Raw genomic sequence first — 16,983 nt, forward strand, 5'->3', positions numbered from 1 at the left:
GCGTTAGTGATATGAGGGATAACTTGAATAGTTGCGCCTAGGTAGTCACCACGACGTTCTTTACGAAGTACGTCGGCATAAACACGACCTGCAGTGAAGTTGTTACGCTTGGTCATCTTGGTACGGATGAAACGCTCGTAGTGACCAAGGTCAAGGTCAGTCTCTGCGCCATCTTCTGTAACGAACACTTCACCGTGCTGAGTAGGGCTCATTGTGCCCGGGTCAACGTTGATGTAAGGGTCAAGCTTCATCATAGTCACTTTAAGACCACGAGCTTCTAGAATAGCCGCAAGAGATGCTGCTGCAATACCTTTACCTAGAGAGGATACAACCCCGCCAGTAACAAAAATGTAATTTGTCGTCATGTTTAACCTGAAATTGGTTGAATGAGGGAAATGGAGTGCTTCTGGACGGGAGATAAATATACCAGAAGCTCCTTACCGCCACAACGTGAAATCTATCACACCGTAATTTTTTATTTTTTGCTTCAAATCAAAGTGAGCAAAGACAAACCAAAGTCCGTTTTCGTGTAACCAAACAAGCTGACCTTATATTATGTATTCTGCCAGTTTACCTCTGCCTCGATTCTTCTTGTTTTACTTCATCCCAAAAATGGTCAAGTTCTGATAAAGAACAATCTGTAAGTACTTTGCCTGACTGCTGGACCTTGCCTTCAACTTGTTTAAAACGTCGCGCAAACTTTACGTTTGCTTTTCCTAGCGCGACTTCTGGGTTTTTATCAAGGTGGCGAGCCAAATTGACAGTCGCAAATAGCAAATCACCGAGCTCCAACTCAACTTTCTCTTCATCGGGCTGAACTTGCAGTGCCTCTTCCATGACTTCGTCAATTTCTTCTCGTACTTTATCGACAACCGGGCCAAGTGAACCCCAATCAAACCCAAATTTTGCACATTTTTTCTGAATTTTTGTAGCACGAGAAAGTGCCGGTAAAGAGTTTGGTATTGAGTCTAGGATACTTTCTTCCGCTTTGCCTACTAGGGCTTTTTCTTTTGCTTTTTCCGCTTCCCAGTTCGCGTTAATTTCCTCGTCAGATTCAAACTCAACATCTGAAAAAACATGCGGGTGGCGACGAGTCAGTTTTTCGTTCACGGTTTCGACGACATCCGAAAAGTCAAACAGCTCTTGCTCTTTCGCTAGCTGACTGTAAAAAATCACCTGAAACAACAAATCCCCTAGCTCTTCTTTTAGATTGGGCCAATCTCGATTTTGAATCGCGTCCACCACTTCGTAGGTTTCTTCTATTGTATGCGGAACGATGGTGTCAAAGGTTTGTTTTAAGTCCCAAGGGCAACCGTTTTCTGGGTCACGCAACTTCGCCATGATTTGTTCTAATTGTTCAATTGGATGACTCATTTTTTGTTCCTTTAAACCTTTCTACTAAAGAAAAAGGTGAGCGACCAAAACCACTCACCTTCTACATTATATTTTCTCAGCAGCTTTCACTAAGTAATTGTTACTTTGACAAGGCAACAAGTTTTCGCGACTCCTGAGCATAGCTCGCCTATGTGATGAGCCTGGGCCGGCACTCCGGAGTGAGCGCAGGCAACAACGCTATCAGCTTCAAGTATGACGAGAATTTTAGCCGAGGCGTTTCACCGTCATCACATCCTTAATCTGCTCAACACGCTTCGAAACACGAGAAAGCACCTCAATATTGGTGACTTCTAGGTCAAAGTCCATGATGGCAAGTTGACGTCTGTAATCGACTCGGTTCTTCATACTGGTCACTTTGATCTTTTCGTTGGCGAACAGTGTCGTAATGTCTTTGAGTAGACCACCTCGCTCCATCGCTTCAACACGGACGGTGAGGATGTATGACCCGACGAAGCCGCTGCCCCAGACAGTATCAATGATACGCTCTGGCGCATGATGGCGCAGTTCTTCTAACTGTTCACAGTCACTACGGTGTACTGAAATGCCGCGACCTTGCGTGATGTAACCACAGATATCATCACCTGGAATCGGCTGACAGCAACGCGCTAGGTGCGTCATTAGATTATCGACACCTTCTACAACGACGGCGTCTTTTTTCGGTCGGCTTTGCGCTGGTGATTTGTGCTCTGCTTCTTGCAGTTTTTCCAGTGCTTGCTGGTCTTCTTCCTCTGCCGTTGGCTTGTTAACTAACGCGTTGATATGGTTAATGATTTGGTTGATGCGCAAATCACCGCTACCTACCCCAACATACAATTCATCTGGTGTTTTGACGTTAAACCGCTTGAGGGCGTAATGCTCTGCATCTTTTAACGTTGCGCCAATTTTGGCTAACTCATGCTCAAGGATTTCACGACCTGCTTCAAGGTTCTTCTCACGGCTTTGTTTTCGGAACCAGGCGTTAATTTTGGCACGCGCACGACCAGAATGAACGAAGCCTAATGATGGGTTTAACCAGTCACGTGATGGGTTAGGTTCTTTCTGAGTGATAATCTCGACTTGGTCACCCATATGTAATTTATGCGTGAACGGCACAATACGACCTCCGACTTTGGCACCGATACAACGGTGTCCCACTTCGGAGTGAATGTGATAGGCAAAATCTAGCGGCGTTGCCCCCATTGGCAAATCGACAACATCACCACGTGGTGTAAAGGCATAAACACGGTCATCAAAGACTTGGCTACGCAGCTCATCGAGCATTTCGCCAGAGTCAGACATTTCTTCTTGCCAATCCAGTAGCTTACGCAGCCACGTGATCTTCTCATCATAACCGCTTCGGCTGCTTGCCCCTTCTTTATATTTCCAGTGCGCTGCAACCCCCAGTTCCGACTCTTCATGCATTTGCTTGGTACGAATCTGGATCTCGATGGTTTTGCCTTCTGGCCCTAGAATTACTGTATGGATCGATTGATAACCGTTTGGTTTAGGGTTAGCAACGTAGTCATCAAACTCGCTCGGCAGGTGCTTGTATTTGGTGTGAACTACGCCTAAAGCCGCGTAACAATCTTGCAGTTTGTCTGCGATGATACGCACTGCTCGCACATCAAACAGCTCATCAAAGGCCAAACTCTTTTTCTGCATTTTTCGCCAAATGCTGTAGATGTGCTTAGGTCGACCACTCACTTCGGCATTGATGCCCGATACTTCCATTTCGTGCGTGAGGTCTTCAACAAAGTCTTTGATGTACTGTTCACGAACGATGCGCCTCTCAGAAAGCTGCTTGGCAATTTGTTTGTAAGTTTCCGGCTGTTGGTAGCGGAAAGCGTAATCTTCAATTTCCCATTTCAGCTGACCGATGCCTAATCGGTTTGCTAGCGGCGCATAGATGTTGGCACACTCTTTTGCCGCCGCACGTCGAACTTCATCTGGCGCTTTTTTAACTTCAATAAGGTTACAAATTCGTTCCGCGAGCTTGATAACTACGCAGCGGAAGTCATCCACCATGGCAAGCAGCATGCGGCGTACGTTATCTACCTGAGATGACGCTGCACTGCCTTCCATGTTGACGTTGAGTTGGCCAATAGCAGCCATTTCTTCAACGCCGTCGATTAATTTTATGATTTCTTTGCTGTATTTCTCTTCCAGAATTTCTCTGTTAAAAGCACCACTTGAAACCAAAGGAAACAGTTGAGCAGCCACTAAAGTGGCTTGATCCATAGACAAGGTGATCAAAATTTCGATCATTTCTCGTCCACGCCACAACAACAGTTCCGCTTGCTCGTTATCAGCTAATACTGTCTGGCAATCTCGATATACTTCGATTAAGCGTGAGGCTGTGTTTTTCTCTTGTCCTAGGCTAGCCACCCAGTTTTCGAGTTCAAACTGTTCATCTTGGTTTAAATGCGCGCTTCTTACCGCAACCATCTCATCATCCTAATTATTATATTCGTGTGGTTTGACTAACACCGTCCAGGTTAGTTCTTTTTACCGCGCGTACACGCTGGCTTTATGACCACCCACCACAAATAAGGGGTCAAAGTCCTAAAGTTAGGACTTTTCAAACAATGCCATCGATTCTAGATGACTGGTATGAGGGAACATATCCAGCATACCTAATTTCGTTAATTTATAGCCTTGCTCTATCAAGCTTTGACTATCCCTAGCAAGGGTAGCAGGATTACAAGAAACATAAACTACACGCTGTGCGCCAAGCTCAGAAACTTGATCGATGATCCCACTCGCTCCCGCGCGTGCCGGGTCTAATAATACTTTATCAAACCGCTCTGCGGCCCAGGCTTGGCCTTCAAAATCTTGCTCAAGGTTAGCGTGATAAAATTGCGCGTTATTGATTTGGTTCAAAGATGCATTGTTTGTGGCTTTTTCTACCATCTCTGCAACACCCTCTACTCCAACCACGTGCTTAGCTAATTTCGCAACTGGTAAACTAAAGTTGCCTAAACCACAGAACAAATCTAACACTCGGTCACTCTTTTGTGGGTCTAACCACTCAACCGCTTGCTTGACCATTTGTTGGTTTACACCTTGGTTTACTTGAATAAAGTTATTTGGTGCAAAAGGGATTTTCACTCCAACTTCTTGATAAAAAGGCATATCGCCTTCGATAAGGTCTAATTGTTCTGTCGATGGCATTAAGTACAACGATGCGCCATGACGTTTTGCCAACTCCGTTAGAGATTGAGTTTCACTCGTTGTCAGAGCGCTCAAGTGGCGCAGCGTAATACACGGCCCATTATCACCAAGTACCAGCTCTACATGACCCAATTGTTCAGGCTTTTTGAACGCTTTTAGGGCTGAGTAAATCTCTGGCAGCAAAACATTCAGTTCCGGTGCCAGCACTGGGCAATCGGTCACTTGCGCAATTTGCTTACTCTGCTTTTTACGGAAACCAAAATGTAGCTGACGTGTTTTTTTATCAACAAACAAGCTCACTCTCGCACGGCGACGGTAGGCCTGCGAATATCCCAATAACGGGGCATCTAGTTCAATGTCACTGCCTGAAAATTTTCGCATTAGCTGACGCAACGTTTGCTGTTTGTACGTCAATTGTTGGTCATAATCTAGATGCTGCAAATCACAGCCACCGCACTCATGATAATGTGGGCAAAATGGCTCCACACGAGCTTCACTCGGCTTAAGGATTTTAATCAACTTACCGCGAGCGTATTTGCTCTTTTCTTCCACCAATTGAGTGACCACCTCCTCACCCGGCAGTGCTCCATCGATAAACAATGGCTTCTTTTTGAGGTAAGCAATGCCTGCGCCGTGGTGATCTAAACGCTCTACTTGCACTGCTTGGTGCCGAGTATTGAGTTGGGTTTTCTTTTTCGGTTGAAAGATGCGTGCCATGCTCTATGCCTGATTTATGTGTAATTGCTCTTCGGCTTCACTATTCTTGATTGCAGCCGTTGTGTGATTCGAGTGACTTGATTATGCTTACCGTTTATTCGGTGACGTCACTTCTTTGCTCAAGGCTTTATCGTGCGCTTGAGAAATAATGCGTTATTTTCCCATATCCAGACTCCGATGTAATTAGATAACATGACCAGATATGGCTTACGAGCACGTGTAATTACACTAACTCTCGCTCCCACTCTCATTATTGGTTTATTACTGAGCGGCTTTTTCTCATTTAACCGCTACCAAGACCTTGAGAAACAAGTTATCACCACTGGTAACAGCATTATTGAGCCGCTGGCGATTGCCAGTGAAACTCATCTACTATCAGAAAGCCGAGAGGCGGTACGTCGCTTGATAAGCTACGCGCACCGCAAAAACTCCAAACTGGTTCGTAGTATCGCGGTATTTGATGAACATCATGAGCTCTTTGTGACCTCTAACTTTCATCCTAATTTTGAAGCCTTGATGTTTCCCAAAGATAAACCGATCCCGCAACTGGGTAATTCGGAAATCTACGAAAACTCACTGATATTGCGTGTCCCCATTTTGTCAGAAGGTCACTACTTAGCGGAGTTGTCGAACGAAAGCCAAGGCACAAAAGCGATTGGTTACATCGCCGTCGAGTTAGATCTCTCCTCCTTGAGGCTGCAACAGTATCAAGAAGTCTTCTCTGCGTTTTTAGTTCTGGTTCTCGGTCTTGGCTTAGCAAGTGTGTTTGCTTCACGTCTAATGCACGATGTGACCCAACCTATCACCCACATGAAGAATGTCGTTGACCGCATTCGCCGCGGTCATCTTGATGTGCGTATCGAAGGCAAAATGCACGGGGAGTTAGACCAGCTAAAAAATGGCATCAACGCCATGGCGGTATCGTTATCAGAATATCACGTGGAGATGCAGCACAGTATAGACCAAGCCACGTCCGACTTACGTGAAACGCTTGAGCAGCTAGAAATTCAGAACGTTGAGCTGGATATCGCGAAGAAACGCGCGCAAGAAGCGGCCAGGGTTAAGTCAGAGTTCTTGGCAAACATGTCGCACGAGCTGCGTACTCCGCTCAATGGGGTGATTGGCTTTACTCGTCAAATGCTTAAAACGCAGCTTTCTAACAGCCAAACGGATTACCTACAGACGATTGAGAAGTCGGCGAACAACCTGCTGAATATCATCAATGACATTCTCGACTTCTCGAAACTTGAAGCGGGTAAGCTGGCGCTGGAAAACATTCCTTTTGATTTCCGAGAAAGTTTAGAAGAGGTAATTAACCTACAAGCCACAAGTGCACATGAGAAAGGGTTAGAAATCACCCTAAAAGTGGACCCTAAAATTCCACCGGGTTTAGTTGGGGATCCACTACGTATTCAGCAAATTTTGACGAACTTAGTCGGTAACTCAATCAAGTTTACCGAGCGAGGCAACATTGATGTTAGCGTAGAAATGCGCTCTCAATCAGGAGACTCCGTCGAACTGCAATTCATGGTGCGTGATACAGGTATTGGTATCTCTGAGCGTCAGCAAGCGCAGTTGTTCCAAGCCTTTAGCCAAGCAGATGCAAGTATTTCACGTCGTTACGGCGGTACTGGTCTTGGTCTGGTTATCACTCAGAAACTGGTGAGCCAGATGGGCGGCGAAATCAGTTTAACCAGCCGTCTACACCAAGGTTCAACCTTCTGGTTTACGGTGCGCTTGCACTCAACCGAGATGCCAATGAGCGAACTGATTGAAGTGGAACTTCTGACTGGGAAGCAGTTACTGCTGATTGAACCAAACATGCAAGCCGCATCCGTAACCCAACAGATTCTGAGTCAGGAGGGTATTTTAGTAACCTACCGCTCTTCGCTACCAAACAACGAAGAGCAATATGATTATGTATTGTTGAATTTAGCGGCCAACCAGACTCACGATGCGGAAGTTATTACACCTTGGATAGAACAAGCGAAACGTATGGCTCCGAGTGTTCTCCTAGGGACACCGAGTACCGAATTGGCGCTTGCGGACCAAATAATGACAGAGCATCACGTCCAGTGCCTGACGAAGCCATTGTCTCGCCGTAAGTTGCTACAAAGCCTGATTAGCGAACATGTAGAATCGCCACCTGTATTAAGCGCTCCAATTACGCCAAGCGAAGGGGACCGTTTACCTCTGACTGTACTAGCAGTGGATGACAACCCTGCAAACTTGAAGCTGATCTCTGCACTGCTCCGCGAACGAGTAGAAACCGTCACCGCCTGTAGCAATGGCCAGCAAGCGGTGAACCTGGCGACAGAGAAAAAGTACGATTTAATCTTTATGGATATCCAAATGCCACAAATGGATGGGGTGACCGCTTGTAAGCACATTAAAGAGCTGGAGTTAAATAAAGACACGCCAGTGATTGCGGTAACGGCGCATGCCATGGCAGGGGAACGAGACCGCTTGCTCTCAGCAGGAATGGATGACTACTTGACCAAACCTATTGAAGAGCATGTGCTGCAACAGGTTTTGGTTCACTGGAACCCAAATGCTTGTACAGAGAGCATTGGCAAAGTCGCCCCTTCATACGTTGATGAACCTGAAGGAAGCGCACCACAACCCGTTTCTTCGCCTCAGCAGGATGTGATTATTGATTGGCAAGCAGCCTTAAAACAGAGCGCGAATAAAGAGGATCTCGCTAAAGACATGCTGCGCATGTTGATTGAGTTCATCCCTGAAGTAGAAGCAGTCGTTGACCAAGCTCTGGAGCAAGAAGATATCTCCCGTGATGACCTAATTCATGTCATCCATAAGCTGCACGGCAGTAGTTCATATTGTGGCGTTCCAAGACTGAAGTCACTCTGTGCGACGCTTGAGCAAGCACTGCGCTCAGGGGTCAGTCTTGAGGAAGTTGAGCCTGAAATGTTCGAGCTGCAAGATGAAATGATTAAAGTAACAACAACCGCAAAGTTATACCTTGAACAGTGATCTATTGAAGAGAAACAAAAGCCAGAGCAAATGCTCTGGCTTTTTAGTATTTTGTTTAAGACTTACAAGCTAGGATTCAAAAATGACCGTCGCCACAGCGTAATGACGCTCATCGGAAATGGACAGGTGAATGTGGTTAACGCCCATCGCATCCGCTATTTGCTTGGCTGTGCCCGTCAATGCGAGCACTGGTTTTCCAAGCTCATCGTTCGAGATGGAAAAGTCGTGAAACGTGACCCCTTTTGCGATCCCTGTTCCCAATGCTTTTGAGGCCGCTTCTTTAACTGCAAAGCGCTTAGCAAGATAACGACCTTGCAGCTTAAGCTGTGAGAATTTGGCCATTTCTTCTTCTGAAAGAATCCGCTGAGCAAAAGGTTCACCACTACGAGCTAACGCTTTTTCAATACGCTCAATTTCTGCAATGTCGGTCCCTAACCCTATAATCGCCATCTAGATAGCCCTATGACTGGCGAGCCTCAATCATCAGTGCTTTCATGTCAGCAACCGCTTTATTTAAACCATCAAATACTGCGCGACCAATGATTGAGTGACCAATGTTGAGTTCGTAAATTTCTGGTAATGCAGCAATTGGTGCGACATTGTGATAAGTCAGGCCATGCCCGGCATTAACAATAATACCTAGGTCATGTGCATAACTCGCACCAGCAGCAATCTTCTTCAGTTCAGCTTGCTGTTCGTCTTCTGTCGTCGCATCTGCATAGTGGCCAGTATGTAGCTCAATAAACGGAGCGCCACACTTTTTCGCAGCTTCAATCTGTTGACGGTCAGCATCAATAAAGAGCGAAACTTTAATGCCGGCATCTGTCAGCTTTTTCGTCGCAGCTTTAATTTTTTCAAGCTGCCCTACAACATCTAAGCCACCTTCCGTCGTCAGTTCTTCACGCTTTTCAGGCACTAGACACACAAACTCTGGTTTAGTTTGCAGCGCAATCTCAACCATTTCGTCCGTCACTGCCATCTCTAGATTCATACGCGTTTGAATGGTTTCACGCAGAATACGTACATCACGATCCAAAATATGGCGACGGTCTTCACGTAAGTGGATAGTGATACCGTCCGCGCCTGCACGCTCTGCAATTTCAGCAGCGTGAACAGGATCTGGGTATTTTGTACCACGTGCATTACGTAGAGTGGCAATATGGTCGATATTGACGCCTAAATAAATTGAGCTCATTTTCCGTTACTCCGTGCTCTGGGGGTCTGAATGAAAAATTCACGACTTTTTAAAGGTTTGCCGCCAAGATACGGCTTTAAGGCTATACGTGTAAAGCGTTTTGCCGCTTTTAGCTGCTCTTTAGTGACGAACCGCCGCTCACTGATAGCAATCAGTTCATTCCCTAAAAACGTGAGGTTATCGCGCCTAACCGAAGCAATAAACCCTTTCTGTTCCCGGTAACGATAGGTCATTTCTGGATCGACGGGCTCGCCGGTACCTGCACAATGCAAAAAATCCACGCCATACCCCATCGCAGACAGCAAGGCTAACTCAAAACGACGCAGTGCAGGCTCAGGGTTCTCGTTGTGCGCCAACTCGGTTAACGCATGCAAATAATCATGAAATAGTGCTGGCATCGGCACTTCAGCCATCAAAATACGGCCAATCAGTTCATTGACGTACATGGCTGAGTAGAGATTAATGCCCGTTAACGGCAAACCTAGACTTATCGGCTCGGCTTGACGCAAAGTTTTCATTGAGCCTTTCCCCGACCATTTAAGTAATAGCGGGGTAAAAGGTTGCAATGCGCCTTTTAAGTTCGAACGCTTACTGCGCGCGCCTTTGGCCATTAAAGTCATTCGGCCATATTCCTCACTAAATACATCAAGGATTAAGCTCGATTCACTGTAAGGGCGTCGGTGCAATACAAAACAGCGCTGTAAACCTTCGGAAGACAGATTACTCATCTAAGTCATTGTGCCTAAAAAGTGTGAAATAAAAAATAAGGAGCCGAGCGGCTCCTTATTTTAATCGATACTGATTTTTCATCGATGTTGGAGCGAAGCACCTTCGCAGCCAAGATTATAAATCGTCTATATAACCCAACGATCGCAACGCTCGTTCGTCGTCTGCCCAGCCAGATTTCACTTTTACCCAAGTTTCTAGGTAAACCTTACGACCGAACAATTCTTCCATATCTAAACGCGCTTCGCGACCAATGGTTTTAATCTTCTCGCCGCCTTTGCCAATCACCATTTTCTTCTGGCCATTACGCTCAACAAGAATCAATGCATTGATGTGGAAACCGTCGGTTTCTGGGTTGTAATCAAAACGTTCAATCTCAACCGTTACTGAGTATGGCAGCTCTTCACCAGTAAAGCGCATCAGCTTTTCACGCACAATCTCAGACGCCATAAAACGCTGAGAACGGTCAGTCACGTATTCTTCTGGGAAGTGATGCGTTGCTTTAGGTAAGTGATTACGCACGTGCTTACGCAGTACGTCAATGTTCTTACCTTGCTTGGCAGAGATTGGCACAACATCCACGAAGTCCATCTTCTTCGACATCTCCGCCATGTGTAGCATCACGTCGTTACGATCTTGTACGTTGTCGACCTTGTTTACACAAAGCACAACTGGGAAGTTCGATTTTTGAAGTTTGGTCAGCACCATCTCATCGTCTTTAGTCCAATGCGTACCATCGACTAAGAAGAACACAAGGTTTACATCACTCAATGACGAGTTAGCTGCACGGTTCATCAAACGGTTGATCGCACGCTTTTCTTCAATGTGAAGTCCAGGCGTGTCGACGTAAATCGCTTGGTAATCGCCGTCCGTATCCACACCCATAATACGGTGGCGTGTCGTTTGCGGCTTACGAGAGGTGATCGAAATCTTCTGACCCAAAATCTTGTTCAAAAGTGTCGACTTACCTACGTTTGGACGACCAACAATAGCAATAAAGCCACAGTGTTGGTTTTCTGGCGAGCTTGGCTCACCTTGTGATGCGAAAAACGCATCGATATCGAATTCGTTATCAGCCATTTGTTAATTGCTCAAGTGCTGTTTCAGCAGCCGCTTGTTCTGCCTTGCGGCGGCTGGTGCCTTTACCGATTACAGGCTTATCCACACCTGCTACTTCACACTCAACCGTAAACTCTTGGTTGTGCGCTTCACCTTTAATATTAGTCACTGTGTACACAGGCAGCGGTTTTCTTCTGCCTTGTAGGAACTCTTGTAGGCGAGTTTTCGGATCTTTTTGTGAGACGCCAGGTTTAATGGCTTCAAGGCGTGACTGATACCAACTCAGTACAATGCCTCGCACAACTTCAAGATCACTGTCTAGGTAAATTGCGCCAATAATGGCTTCAACCGCATCGGCTAAAATAGAGTCTCGGCGAAAACCGCCACTCTTCAATTCACCTGGACCTAATTTTAAATAATCTCCTAGATCGAATTCACGACCCAGTTCCGCCAATGTATGTCCGCGAACCAAAGTAGCACGCATGCGGCTCATGTCACCTTCGTTCACTTTTGGGAAACGATGGTACAGATCATCAGCGATGACAAAACTTAAAATTGAATCGCCCAGAAACTCAAGACGTTCATTGTGCTTACTGTTGGCGCTGCGGTGCGTCAGCGCCAAATTGATAAGCCCGGCATCTTGAAACTGGTAGCCGAGCTTTCTCTCTAGTTTATCAATTGGAGAATTCATACTCTCTCGATATTTGAATGGTTAGTGAATGCCACCGATGCGGTTAAAACGCACACCAGTTGGAATCCATGAAGGTAGAACACTATCTGCGCCACGATCAAACTCGAAGCTGATCCAGATCGCGACAGCTTTACCGACTAAGTTTGCTTCTGGAACAAAGCCCCAGTAACGGCTGTCAGCACTGTTGTCACGGTTATCACCCATCACAAAATACTGACCTTGTGGTACAACCCACTCTGTCGTTCCGCTGCGTGGGAAATATTGCTCCACGCGGTTACGCACAAGAGGGTTAACCAAAATATTGTGCTCAGCGTTACCCAATTTTTCATCCAGTTGGATCATTGGAATACCGTTCGAGCTAAACTGACTTTCTTCAACATTGCTCAGTTTAACTGGCTTACATGCCGATTCGCCTTGGCTTTGCACGCAAAGCTGCTTATCACTTGAATAACGCACGATATCACCAGGTAAACCAACTACACGCTTAATGTAGTCCACACTTGGTTGTGGTGGGTATTTGAAGACCACGATATCACCACGCTCAGGCTTACCAGTTTCCACTAGCTGAGTACGCCATACTGGGTCTTTTAGACCGTACGCGTACTTCTCAACTAAAATGAAATCGCCAACCAGCAAGGTAGGCATCATTGAGCCTGATGGGATTTGAAATGGTTCGTAGATAAAAGAACGTAATACTAAAACGAACGCGATCACAGGAAAAATAGAGACGCTATTTTCAACCCACCAAGGCTGACGCTCAACTTTTTGCAAGGTCACTGCATCCAAACCATTAGACGTCTGAGCTTGAATCTCAGCCAGTTTTTCCTGACGCTTTTTCGCGAAAACCAGCTTTTCCAATAGCCAAACAACGCCAGTTACCAAAGTCGCAATAACCAACATCAGTGAGAATGTATTCGCCATTAAATTCCCTTATCTAAAAATACGAAAGTGAAAGAGCCGAAACCCTTTCACTTATTTTAATATCTAACGTCTTAAGACCGACAAGTGTGAGACAAAGTTCAACTTTAGTCTTTACCTACGTGAAGGATGGCTAGGAACGCTTCTTGAGGCAGCTCAACGTTACCGATCTGCTTCATGCGTTTCTTACCTTCTTTCTGTTTCTTCAGAAGTTTCTTCTTACGACTTACGTCACCACCGTAACATTTCGCGATAACGTTCTTACGCAACTGTTTTACCGTTGAACGAGCGATAATGTGGTTACCAATTGCCGCTTGGATTGCGATATCAAACATTTGGCGAGGGATGAATTCTTTCATCTTCTCTACCAACTGACGACCGCGAGTCTGAGACTGATCTTTGTGTGTGATCATCGCCAATGCATCAACAGTGTCACCGTTAAGAAGAACGTCTACACGTACCATGTTCGAAGCTTCAAAACGCTGGAAGTTGTAATCCAAAGATGCGTAACCGCGTGATGTTGATTTCAGACGATCGAAGAAATCCAGTACCACTTCGGCCATTGGAATATCGTAAGTCACAGCGACTTGGTTACCGTGGTAAACCATATCAACTTGACTGCCTCGCTTTTCAACACACAGAGTGATTACGTTACCTAGGTACTCTGAAGGCACAAGGATATTACAACGTGCAATCGGTTCACGAATTTCTTCAATGTCATTGATCGCTGGTAGTTTTGCTGGGCTATCAACATACAGCAGATCGCCATCTGTCTTCTCAACTTCGTAAACTACCGTTGGTGCTGTGGTAATAAGATCCAAGTCGTATTCACGCTCTAGACGCTCTTGGATGATTTCCATGTGCAACATGCCAAGGAAACCACAACGGAAACCAAAGCCAAGTGCCGCAGAGTTTTCTGGCTCGTAGAATAGCGATGCGTCGTTAAGGCTTAGTTTGCCTAGTGCGTCACGGAAGTTTTCGTAATCGTCGGAAGATACAGGGAACAGACCTGCGTAAACCTGAGGTTTAACTTTCTTAAAGCCAGGTAGCGGTTTATCACAACCATTCTTCGCTAGAGTCAGCGTATCACCAACAGGGGCACCAAGAATGTCTTTGATACCACAAACAACCCAACCTACTTCACCAGTACGAAGGGTATCGGTATCTACTTGTTTTGGCGTAAAGATACCAAGGCGGTCTACACCCCAAACTTGGCCCGTACTCATCACTTTGATCTTATCGTTCTTCTTCAGTTCGCCGTTTTTAATACGCACTAGAGAAACAACGCCAAGGTAGTTATCAAACCATGAGTCTATGATCAGCGCTTGTAGTGGCGCATCTGGATCACCTTCCGGTGCTGGAATCGCTGACACAATGTTCTCTAGAACGTCATCAACACCAATGCCTGTCTTCGCAGAACAGCGGGTTGCTTCCATTGCATCGATACCAACGATTTCTTCAATTTCTTCCGCTACACGCTCAGGATCGGCTGCTGGTAGGTCAATCTTGTTCAAGATTGGCACAACCTCTAGATCCATTTCGATCGCGGTGTAACAGTTAGCCAGTGTTTGAGCTTCAACACCTTGACCCGCATCCACAACCAATAGCGCACCTTCACAAGCCGCTAGAGAGCGTGATACTTCATATGCAAAGTCAACGTGCCCCGGAGTATCGATGAAGTTCAGCTGATACGTCTCACCGTCTTTAGCGGTGTAGTTTAGCGTCACACTCTGAGATTTGATGGTGATGCCACGCTCACGTTCAAGATCCATAGAATCCAGAACCTGTGCGGCCATTTCACGATCGGTTAACCCGCCACAAACTTGGATTAGACGGTCTGATAGGGTCGACTTACCATGGTCGATGTGGGCGATAATCGAAAAGTTACGAATGTGCTTCATAGATTTAGGGTGACTAACTCTTTACAAATAGGGACAGTAAGAAACGCCATCTACTGACGGCATTTCAATCAAGTTGGCAGATTCTACCGAATTTCGTTAACGGGCGCACGTAATTTAAAGTACATACCCAAATAACCTTTAGTGGAGGGGGACAGCACTTACTGGATTGGCTCTCCAAGTACCCGAACGAGGGTAACTTGGCGCTTGGATTCATCTTCTAACGGACGAGAAACACGTTTTGCGATCCACATTCCACCAGCGGCAAACAATACCGATGCCAATATAATGATGCCTTCCCCGCCGGCTGTCAGCGGCGCTAATAGGAAGTGACCAAACATCGCACCGATAATCAAACCAAACAATGGCAGTAAATAAACCGCCATTGCTGATTTTATTAGGCTCGACTCAGGAAAACCAATCTCGACGACTTGACCTATTTTCACCGATTTATCCGTGCGCAGGTGCCAAGATAAACTCTTGTTACCAATAGCTTTAGTAACAACGCCCGTTCCACAGCTTTTCTGTGAAGAGCAACTACTGCAACTGGTCTGCTGTTCGCAACTTAAATCAATTTCGAATTGCTTGCCGCGACGATGCACGTCTGTCACGGTAGCCAACGCGGTCATCATTGTTATTTACTCTTTGTTACATTAAATGTGACAGATTGGGCTATACGCTGTGCTGTGGTCGGTGGAATGTCTCCTACAACAGAGATTTCATGTTGACCGCTCACAAAACTGTGTAGCGTTCTTCTGCCTTGGCGAACCAACTGCCCTTTTAACGAATGCTCATCTTTGTTTGCTACGTAAACAGAGAAGCTAAACAGACCATCAGAATACAGCTGGCTCTCCACCATTTGATTAGTAACGGCCATTCGATAGCGGTTGAGCTCGTTCGGCTCGAAACCCTCAGGGATCCAACCAACCTGCCAATTACTGGTCCCAATATCGCCTTTTGGCATGGTGAGAACAGCAGGTAATTGAACATCTTGCAGGCCACTCATTAACTCTGCGATTTTTGGGTTTACCGTGTAAGAAATAGTGCGATATTGTTCAAGCATCTCACCATCGCGGTCCACAAGGTCGGCACGTAACGGCAATTTACTCTTCTCATCGATCCATAGTACGTATGAATAACGCAGACCGTCTTTAGGAACAATACGCAGCACTTGTGTTGCAACACCAGCTTCACGAGCTCTACCCACTTTTACATAGTCGTAATACAAGTTTAGCTCATCGATATTGGTGTTGAGCATAGGCATAGTCGGAGCGACCATTTTACCTGACTCGATGGTGAACGGTTCTAAACCCGTTTCGATGTAACTTACTTCAGTTCCGCGACGAATCACTTCACGCACGGGGCCACTTAAGTAGACAAGATGAGCATATTGATCGTCACCATGCGTGGCATGACGATACAGCAACGGCTCAATGCTGTTCTTTTTGATAAGGATATAAGAGAGTTCGTAACTTAAATTCTTACTCGCCTCGCTCATTTGATGCAATAAAGCCTCCGCTGGCTTATCACCAGCAAAGGCTTGAGAAGACATCATACTGAACAGAGCGCAAGCGCTGATCAGAAATTTTTTCATTCAATATCCGGATTCAGATTTGCATCTTGTTGAGATGCATCACTGTTAATTCGTAACTGCAATTCGTAGTCTCGCAGCATAGCATGAACACGCTTGCGCTGCTCTTGCATATTTGCCTCGCCTACAGAACGTTCTACAGACTCACGAGTCAAACTCACTGGTTCTGCGCTGCCAGCAAACGGAACCGTCTGCAATACAGGTAATTGATCTGTTTGCGGCGACATTGAATCGCTACCACCGTACTGCTGTACACCTAAAATAACAACAAGCGATACACATGCAGCAACAGCAACTTGACCAAACTGCGTCAACCAACCTGGCAATTGACGTTTTGCTTTTTGCGGTTCTGGTTGCGACTCTTTTGGCGTATCCGCAATTGAGATAACATTTGCACTGTGCGAATCAAACGCACGGTGTGCAGGTTCATCTTCTAACGCTAACGCCACGCTTTCAGCAATATTCCACTCAGGTTTTGCTGGCGCTTCGCCTCGCATCACATCACCAATCAGGTGATAGTTCTGCCAAGCATCACGGCTCTCTTGGTCTTGCTCTAACTCTTGAATTAAAGCCTTATCGACCAATTCTCCATCCATGAGAGCTGAAAGTTTTTCTTTGTCAGCCATTATTTTCACCATAGTTATTACTTGTA

General features: G+C 45.9%; 14 protein-coding genes and 1 pseudogene. 1 reads left to right on the plus strand and 14 read right to left on the minus strand.

What is annotated here, in order from left to right; genetic code table 11:
* The 4 genes and pseudogenes from R7F07_RS21885 to rlmD form a co-directional block, all read right to left on the minus strand.
* Positions 1-365: pseudogene (locus tag R7F07_RS21885) on the minus strand (hypothetical protein); the annotation flags it as partial.
* A gap of 205 nt (positions 366-570) precedes the next feature.
* Positions 571-1,374, minus strand: coding sequence for a nucleoside triphosphate pyrophosphohydrolase (mazG, locus tag R7F07_RS21890; protein WP_171343183.1), 804 nt, complete (start codon positions 1,372-1,374; stop codon positions 571-573).
* 225 nt (positions 1,375-1,599) lie between these two features.
* Positions 1,600-3,819, minus strand: coding sequence for a GTP diphosphokinase (gene relA / locus R7F07_RS21895; protein ID WP_005393896.1), 2,220 nt, complete (start codon positions 3,817-3,819; stop codon positions 1,600-1,602).
* 123 nt (positions 3,820-3,942) lie between these two features.
* Positions 3,943-5,262, minus strand: a complete 1,320-nt coding sequence (rlmD, locus tag R7F07_RS21900; RefSeq protein WP_154205033.1) for a 23S rRNA (uracil(1939)-C(5))-methyltransferase RlmD — start codon at positions 5,260-5,262, stop codon at positions 3,943-3,945.
* Between the two features lie 192 nt (positions 5,263-5,454).
* Between rlmD and barA the strand changes: the two genes are divergently transcribed.
* Positions 5,455-8,253, plus strand: a complete 2,799-nt coding sequence (gene barA / locus R7F07_RS21905) for a two-component sensor histidine kinase BarA (RefSeq protein ID WP_005383774.1) — start codon at positions 5,455-5,457, stop codon at positions 8,251-8,253.
* A gap of 69 nt (positions 8,254-8,322) precedes the next feature.
* Here the strand turns inward: barA and acpS are convergent, their stop codons facing one another.
* The 10 genes from acpS to R7F07_RS21955 form a co-directional block, all read right to left on the minus strand.
* Positions 8,323-8,703 (minus strand): holo-ACP synthase, encoded by a 381-nt coding sequence (acpS, locus tag R7F07_RS21910; RefSeq protein WP_005380927.1) that lies wholly within the window; start codon positions 8,701-8,703, stop codon positions 8,323-8,325.
* Between the two features lie 10 nt (positions 8,704-8,713).
* Positions 8,714-9,448, minus strand: coding sequence for a pyridoxine 5'-phosphate synthase (gene pdxJ / locus R7F07_RS21915; protein WP_005384579.1), 735 nt, complete (start codon positions 9,446-9,448; stop codon positions 8,714-8,716).
* Positions 9,445-10,176 (minus strand): DNA repair protein RecO, encoded by a 732-nt coding sequence (gene recO, locus R7F07_RS21920; RefSeq protein WP_005384578.1) that lies wholly within the window; start codon positions 10,174-10,176, stop codon positions 9,445-9,447. Before recO ends, pdxJ begins: the two co-directional genes overlap by 4 nt.
* Before the next feature lie 115 nt (positions 10,177-10,291).
* Positions 10,292-11,254, minus strand: a complete 963-nt coding sequence (era, locus tag R7F07_RS21925; protein ID WP_005380931.1) for a GTPase Era — start codon at positions 11,252-11,254, stop codon at positions 10,292-10,294.
* Positions 11,247-11,924, minus strand: a complete 678-nt coding sequence (gene rnc, locus R7F07_RS21930; RefSeq protein ID WP_005380932.1) for a ribonuclease III — start codon at positions 11,922-11,924, stop codon at positions 11,247-11,249. Before rnc ends, era begins: the two co-directional genes overlap by 8 nt.
* 21 nt (positions 11,925-11,945) lie before the next feature.
* Positions 11,946-12,845: a signal peptidase I gene (gene lepB / locus R7F07_RS21935; protein WP_171343182.1), complete on the minus strand. Its 900-nt coding sequence runs from the start codon at positions 12,843-12,845 to the stop codon at positions 11,946-11,948.
* 104 nt (positions 12,846-12,949) lie between these two features.
* Positions 12,950-14,743: a translation elongation factor 4 gene (gene lepA / locus R7F07_RS21940; protein WP_005380934.1), complete on the minus strand. Its 1,794-nt coding sequence runs from the start codon at positions 14,741-14,743 to the stop codon at positions 12,950-12,952.
* 158 nt (positions 14,744-14,901) lie between these two features.
* Positions 14,902-15,372 carry a SoxR reducing system RseC family protein gene (locus R7F07_RS21945; protein ID WP_005380936.1) on the minus strand — a complete coding sequence of 157 codons (471 nt, stop codon included), beginning with the start codon at positions 15,370-15,372 and terminating at the stop codon, positions 14,902-14,904.
* Positions 15,373-15,374: 2 nt separating this feature from the next.
* Positions 15,375-16,334 carry a sigma-E factor regulatory protein RseB gene (rseB, locus tag R7F07_RS21950; RefSeq protein ID WP_005380941.1) on the minus strand — a complete coding sequence of 320 codons (960 nt, stop codon included), beginning with the start codon at positions 16,332-16,334 and terminating at the stop codon, positions 15,375-15,377.
* The gene (locus R7F07_RS21955) at positions 16,331-16,957 is read right to left on the minus strand and encodes a sigma-E factor negative regulatory protein (protein ID WP_005380944.1); all 627 of its coding nucleotides are present in this window, start codon (positions 16,955-16,957) and stop codon (positions 16,331-16,333) included. The genes rseB and R7F07_RS21955 overlap by 4 nt, the downstream gene beginning before the upstream one ends.
* Between the last annotated feature and the right edge of the window lie 26 nt (positions 16,958-16,983).

This window comes from Vibrio sp. YT-16, from assembly GCF_033337405.1.
GTDB classification, from domain to species: Bacteria; Pseudomonadota; Gammaproteobacteria; order Enterobacterales; family Vibrionaceae; genus Vibrio; species Vibrio alginolyticus.

Excerpts from the sequence above, each read along its gene's own strand:
- rseB (WP_005380941.1), bottom strand. The coding sequence starts at position 16,334 with ATGAAAAAATTTCTGATCAGCGCTTGCGCTCTGTTCAGTATGATGTCT.
- R7F07_RS21955 (WP_005380944.1), bottom strand. The coding sequence starts at position 16,957 with ATGGCTGACAAAGAAAAACTTTCAGCTCTCATGGATGGAGAATTGGTC.
- rnc (WP_005380932.1), bottom strand. The coding sequence starts at position 11,924 with ATGAATTCTCCAATTGATAAACTAGAGAGAAAGCTCGGCTACCAGTTT.
- pdxJ (WP_005384579.1), bottom strand. The coding sequence starts at position 9,448 with ATGAGCTCAATTTATTTAGGCGTCAATATCGACCATATTGCCACTCTA.
- lepB (WP_171343182.1), bottom strand. The coding sequence starts at position 12,845 with ATGGCGAATACATTCTCACTGATGTTGGTTATTGCGACTTTGGTAACT.
- acpS (WP_005380927.1), bottom strand. The coding sequence starts at position 8,703 with ATGGCGATTATAGGGTTAGGGACCGACATTGCAGAAATTGAGCGTATT.
- R7F07_RS21945 (WP_005380936.1), bottom strand. The coding sequence starts at position 15,372 with ATGATGACCGCGTTGGCTACCGTGACAGACGTGCATCGTCGCGGCAAG.
- rlmD (WP_154205033.1), bottom strand. The coding sequence starts at position 5,262 with ATGGCACGCATCTTTCAACCGAAAAAGAAAACCCAACTCAATACTCGG.
- relA (WP_005393896.1), bottom strand. The coding sequence starts at position 3,819 with ATGGTTGCGGTAAGAAGCGCGCATTTAAACCAAGATGAACAGTTTGAA.
- barA (WP_005383774.1), top strand. The coding sequence starts at position 5,455 with ATGACCAGATATGGCTTACGAGCACGTGTAATTACACTAACTCTCGCT.
- lepA (WP_005380934.1), bottom strand. The coding sequence starts at position 14,743 with ATGAAGCACATTCGTAACTTTTCGATTATCGCCCACATCGACCATGGT.
- era (WP_005380931.1), bottom strand. The coding sequence starts at position 11,254 with ATGGCTGATAACGAATTCGATATCGATGCGTTTTTCGCATCACAAGGT.
- recO (WP_005384578.1), bottom strand. The coding sequence starts at position 10,176 with ATGAGTAATCTGTCTTCCGAAGGTTTACAGCGCTGTTTTGTATTGCAC.
- mazG (WP_171343183.1), bottom strand. The coding sequence starts at position 1,374 with ATGAGTCATCCAATTGAACAATTAGAACAAATCATGGCGAAGTTGCGT.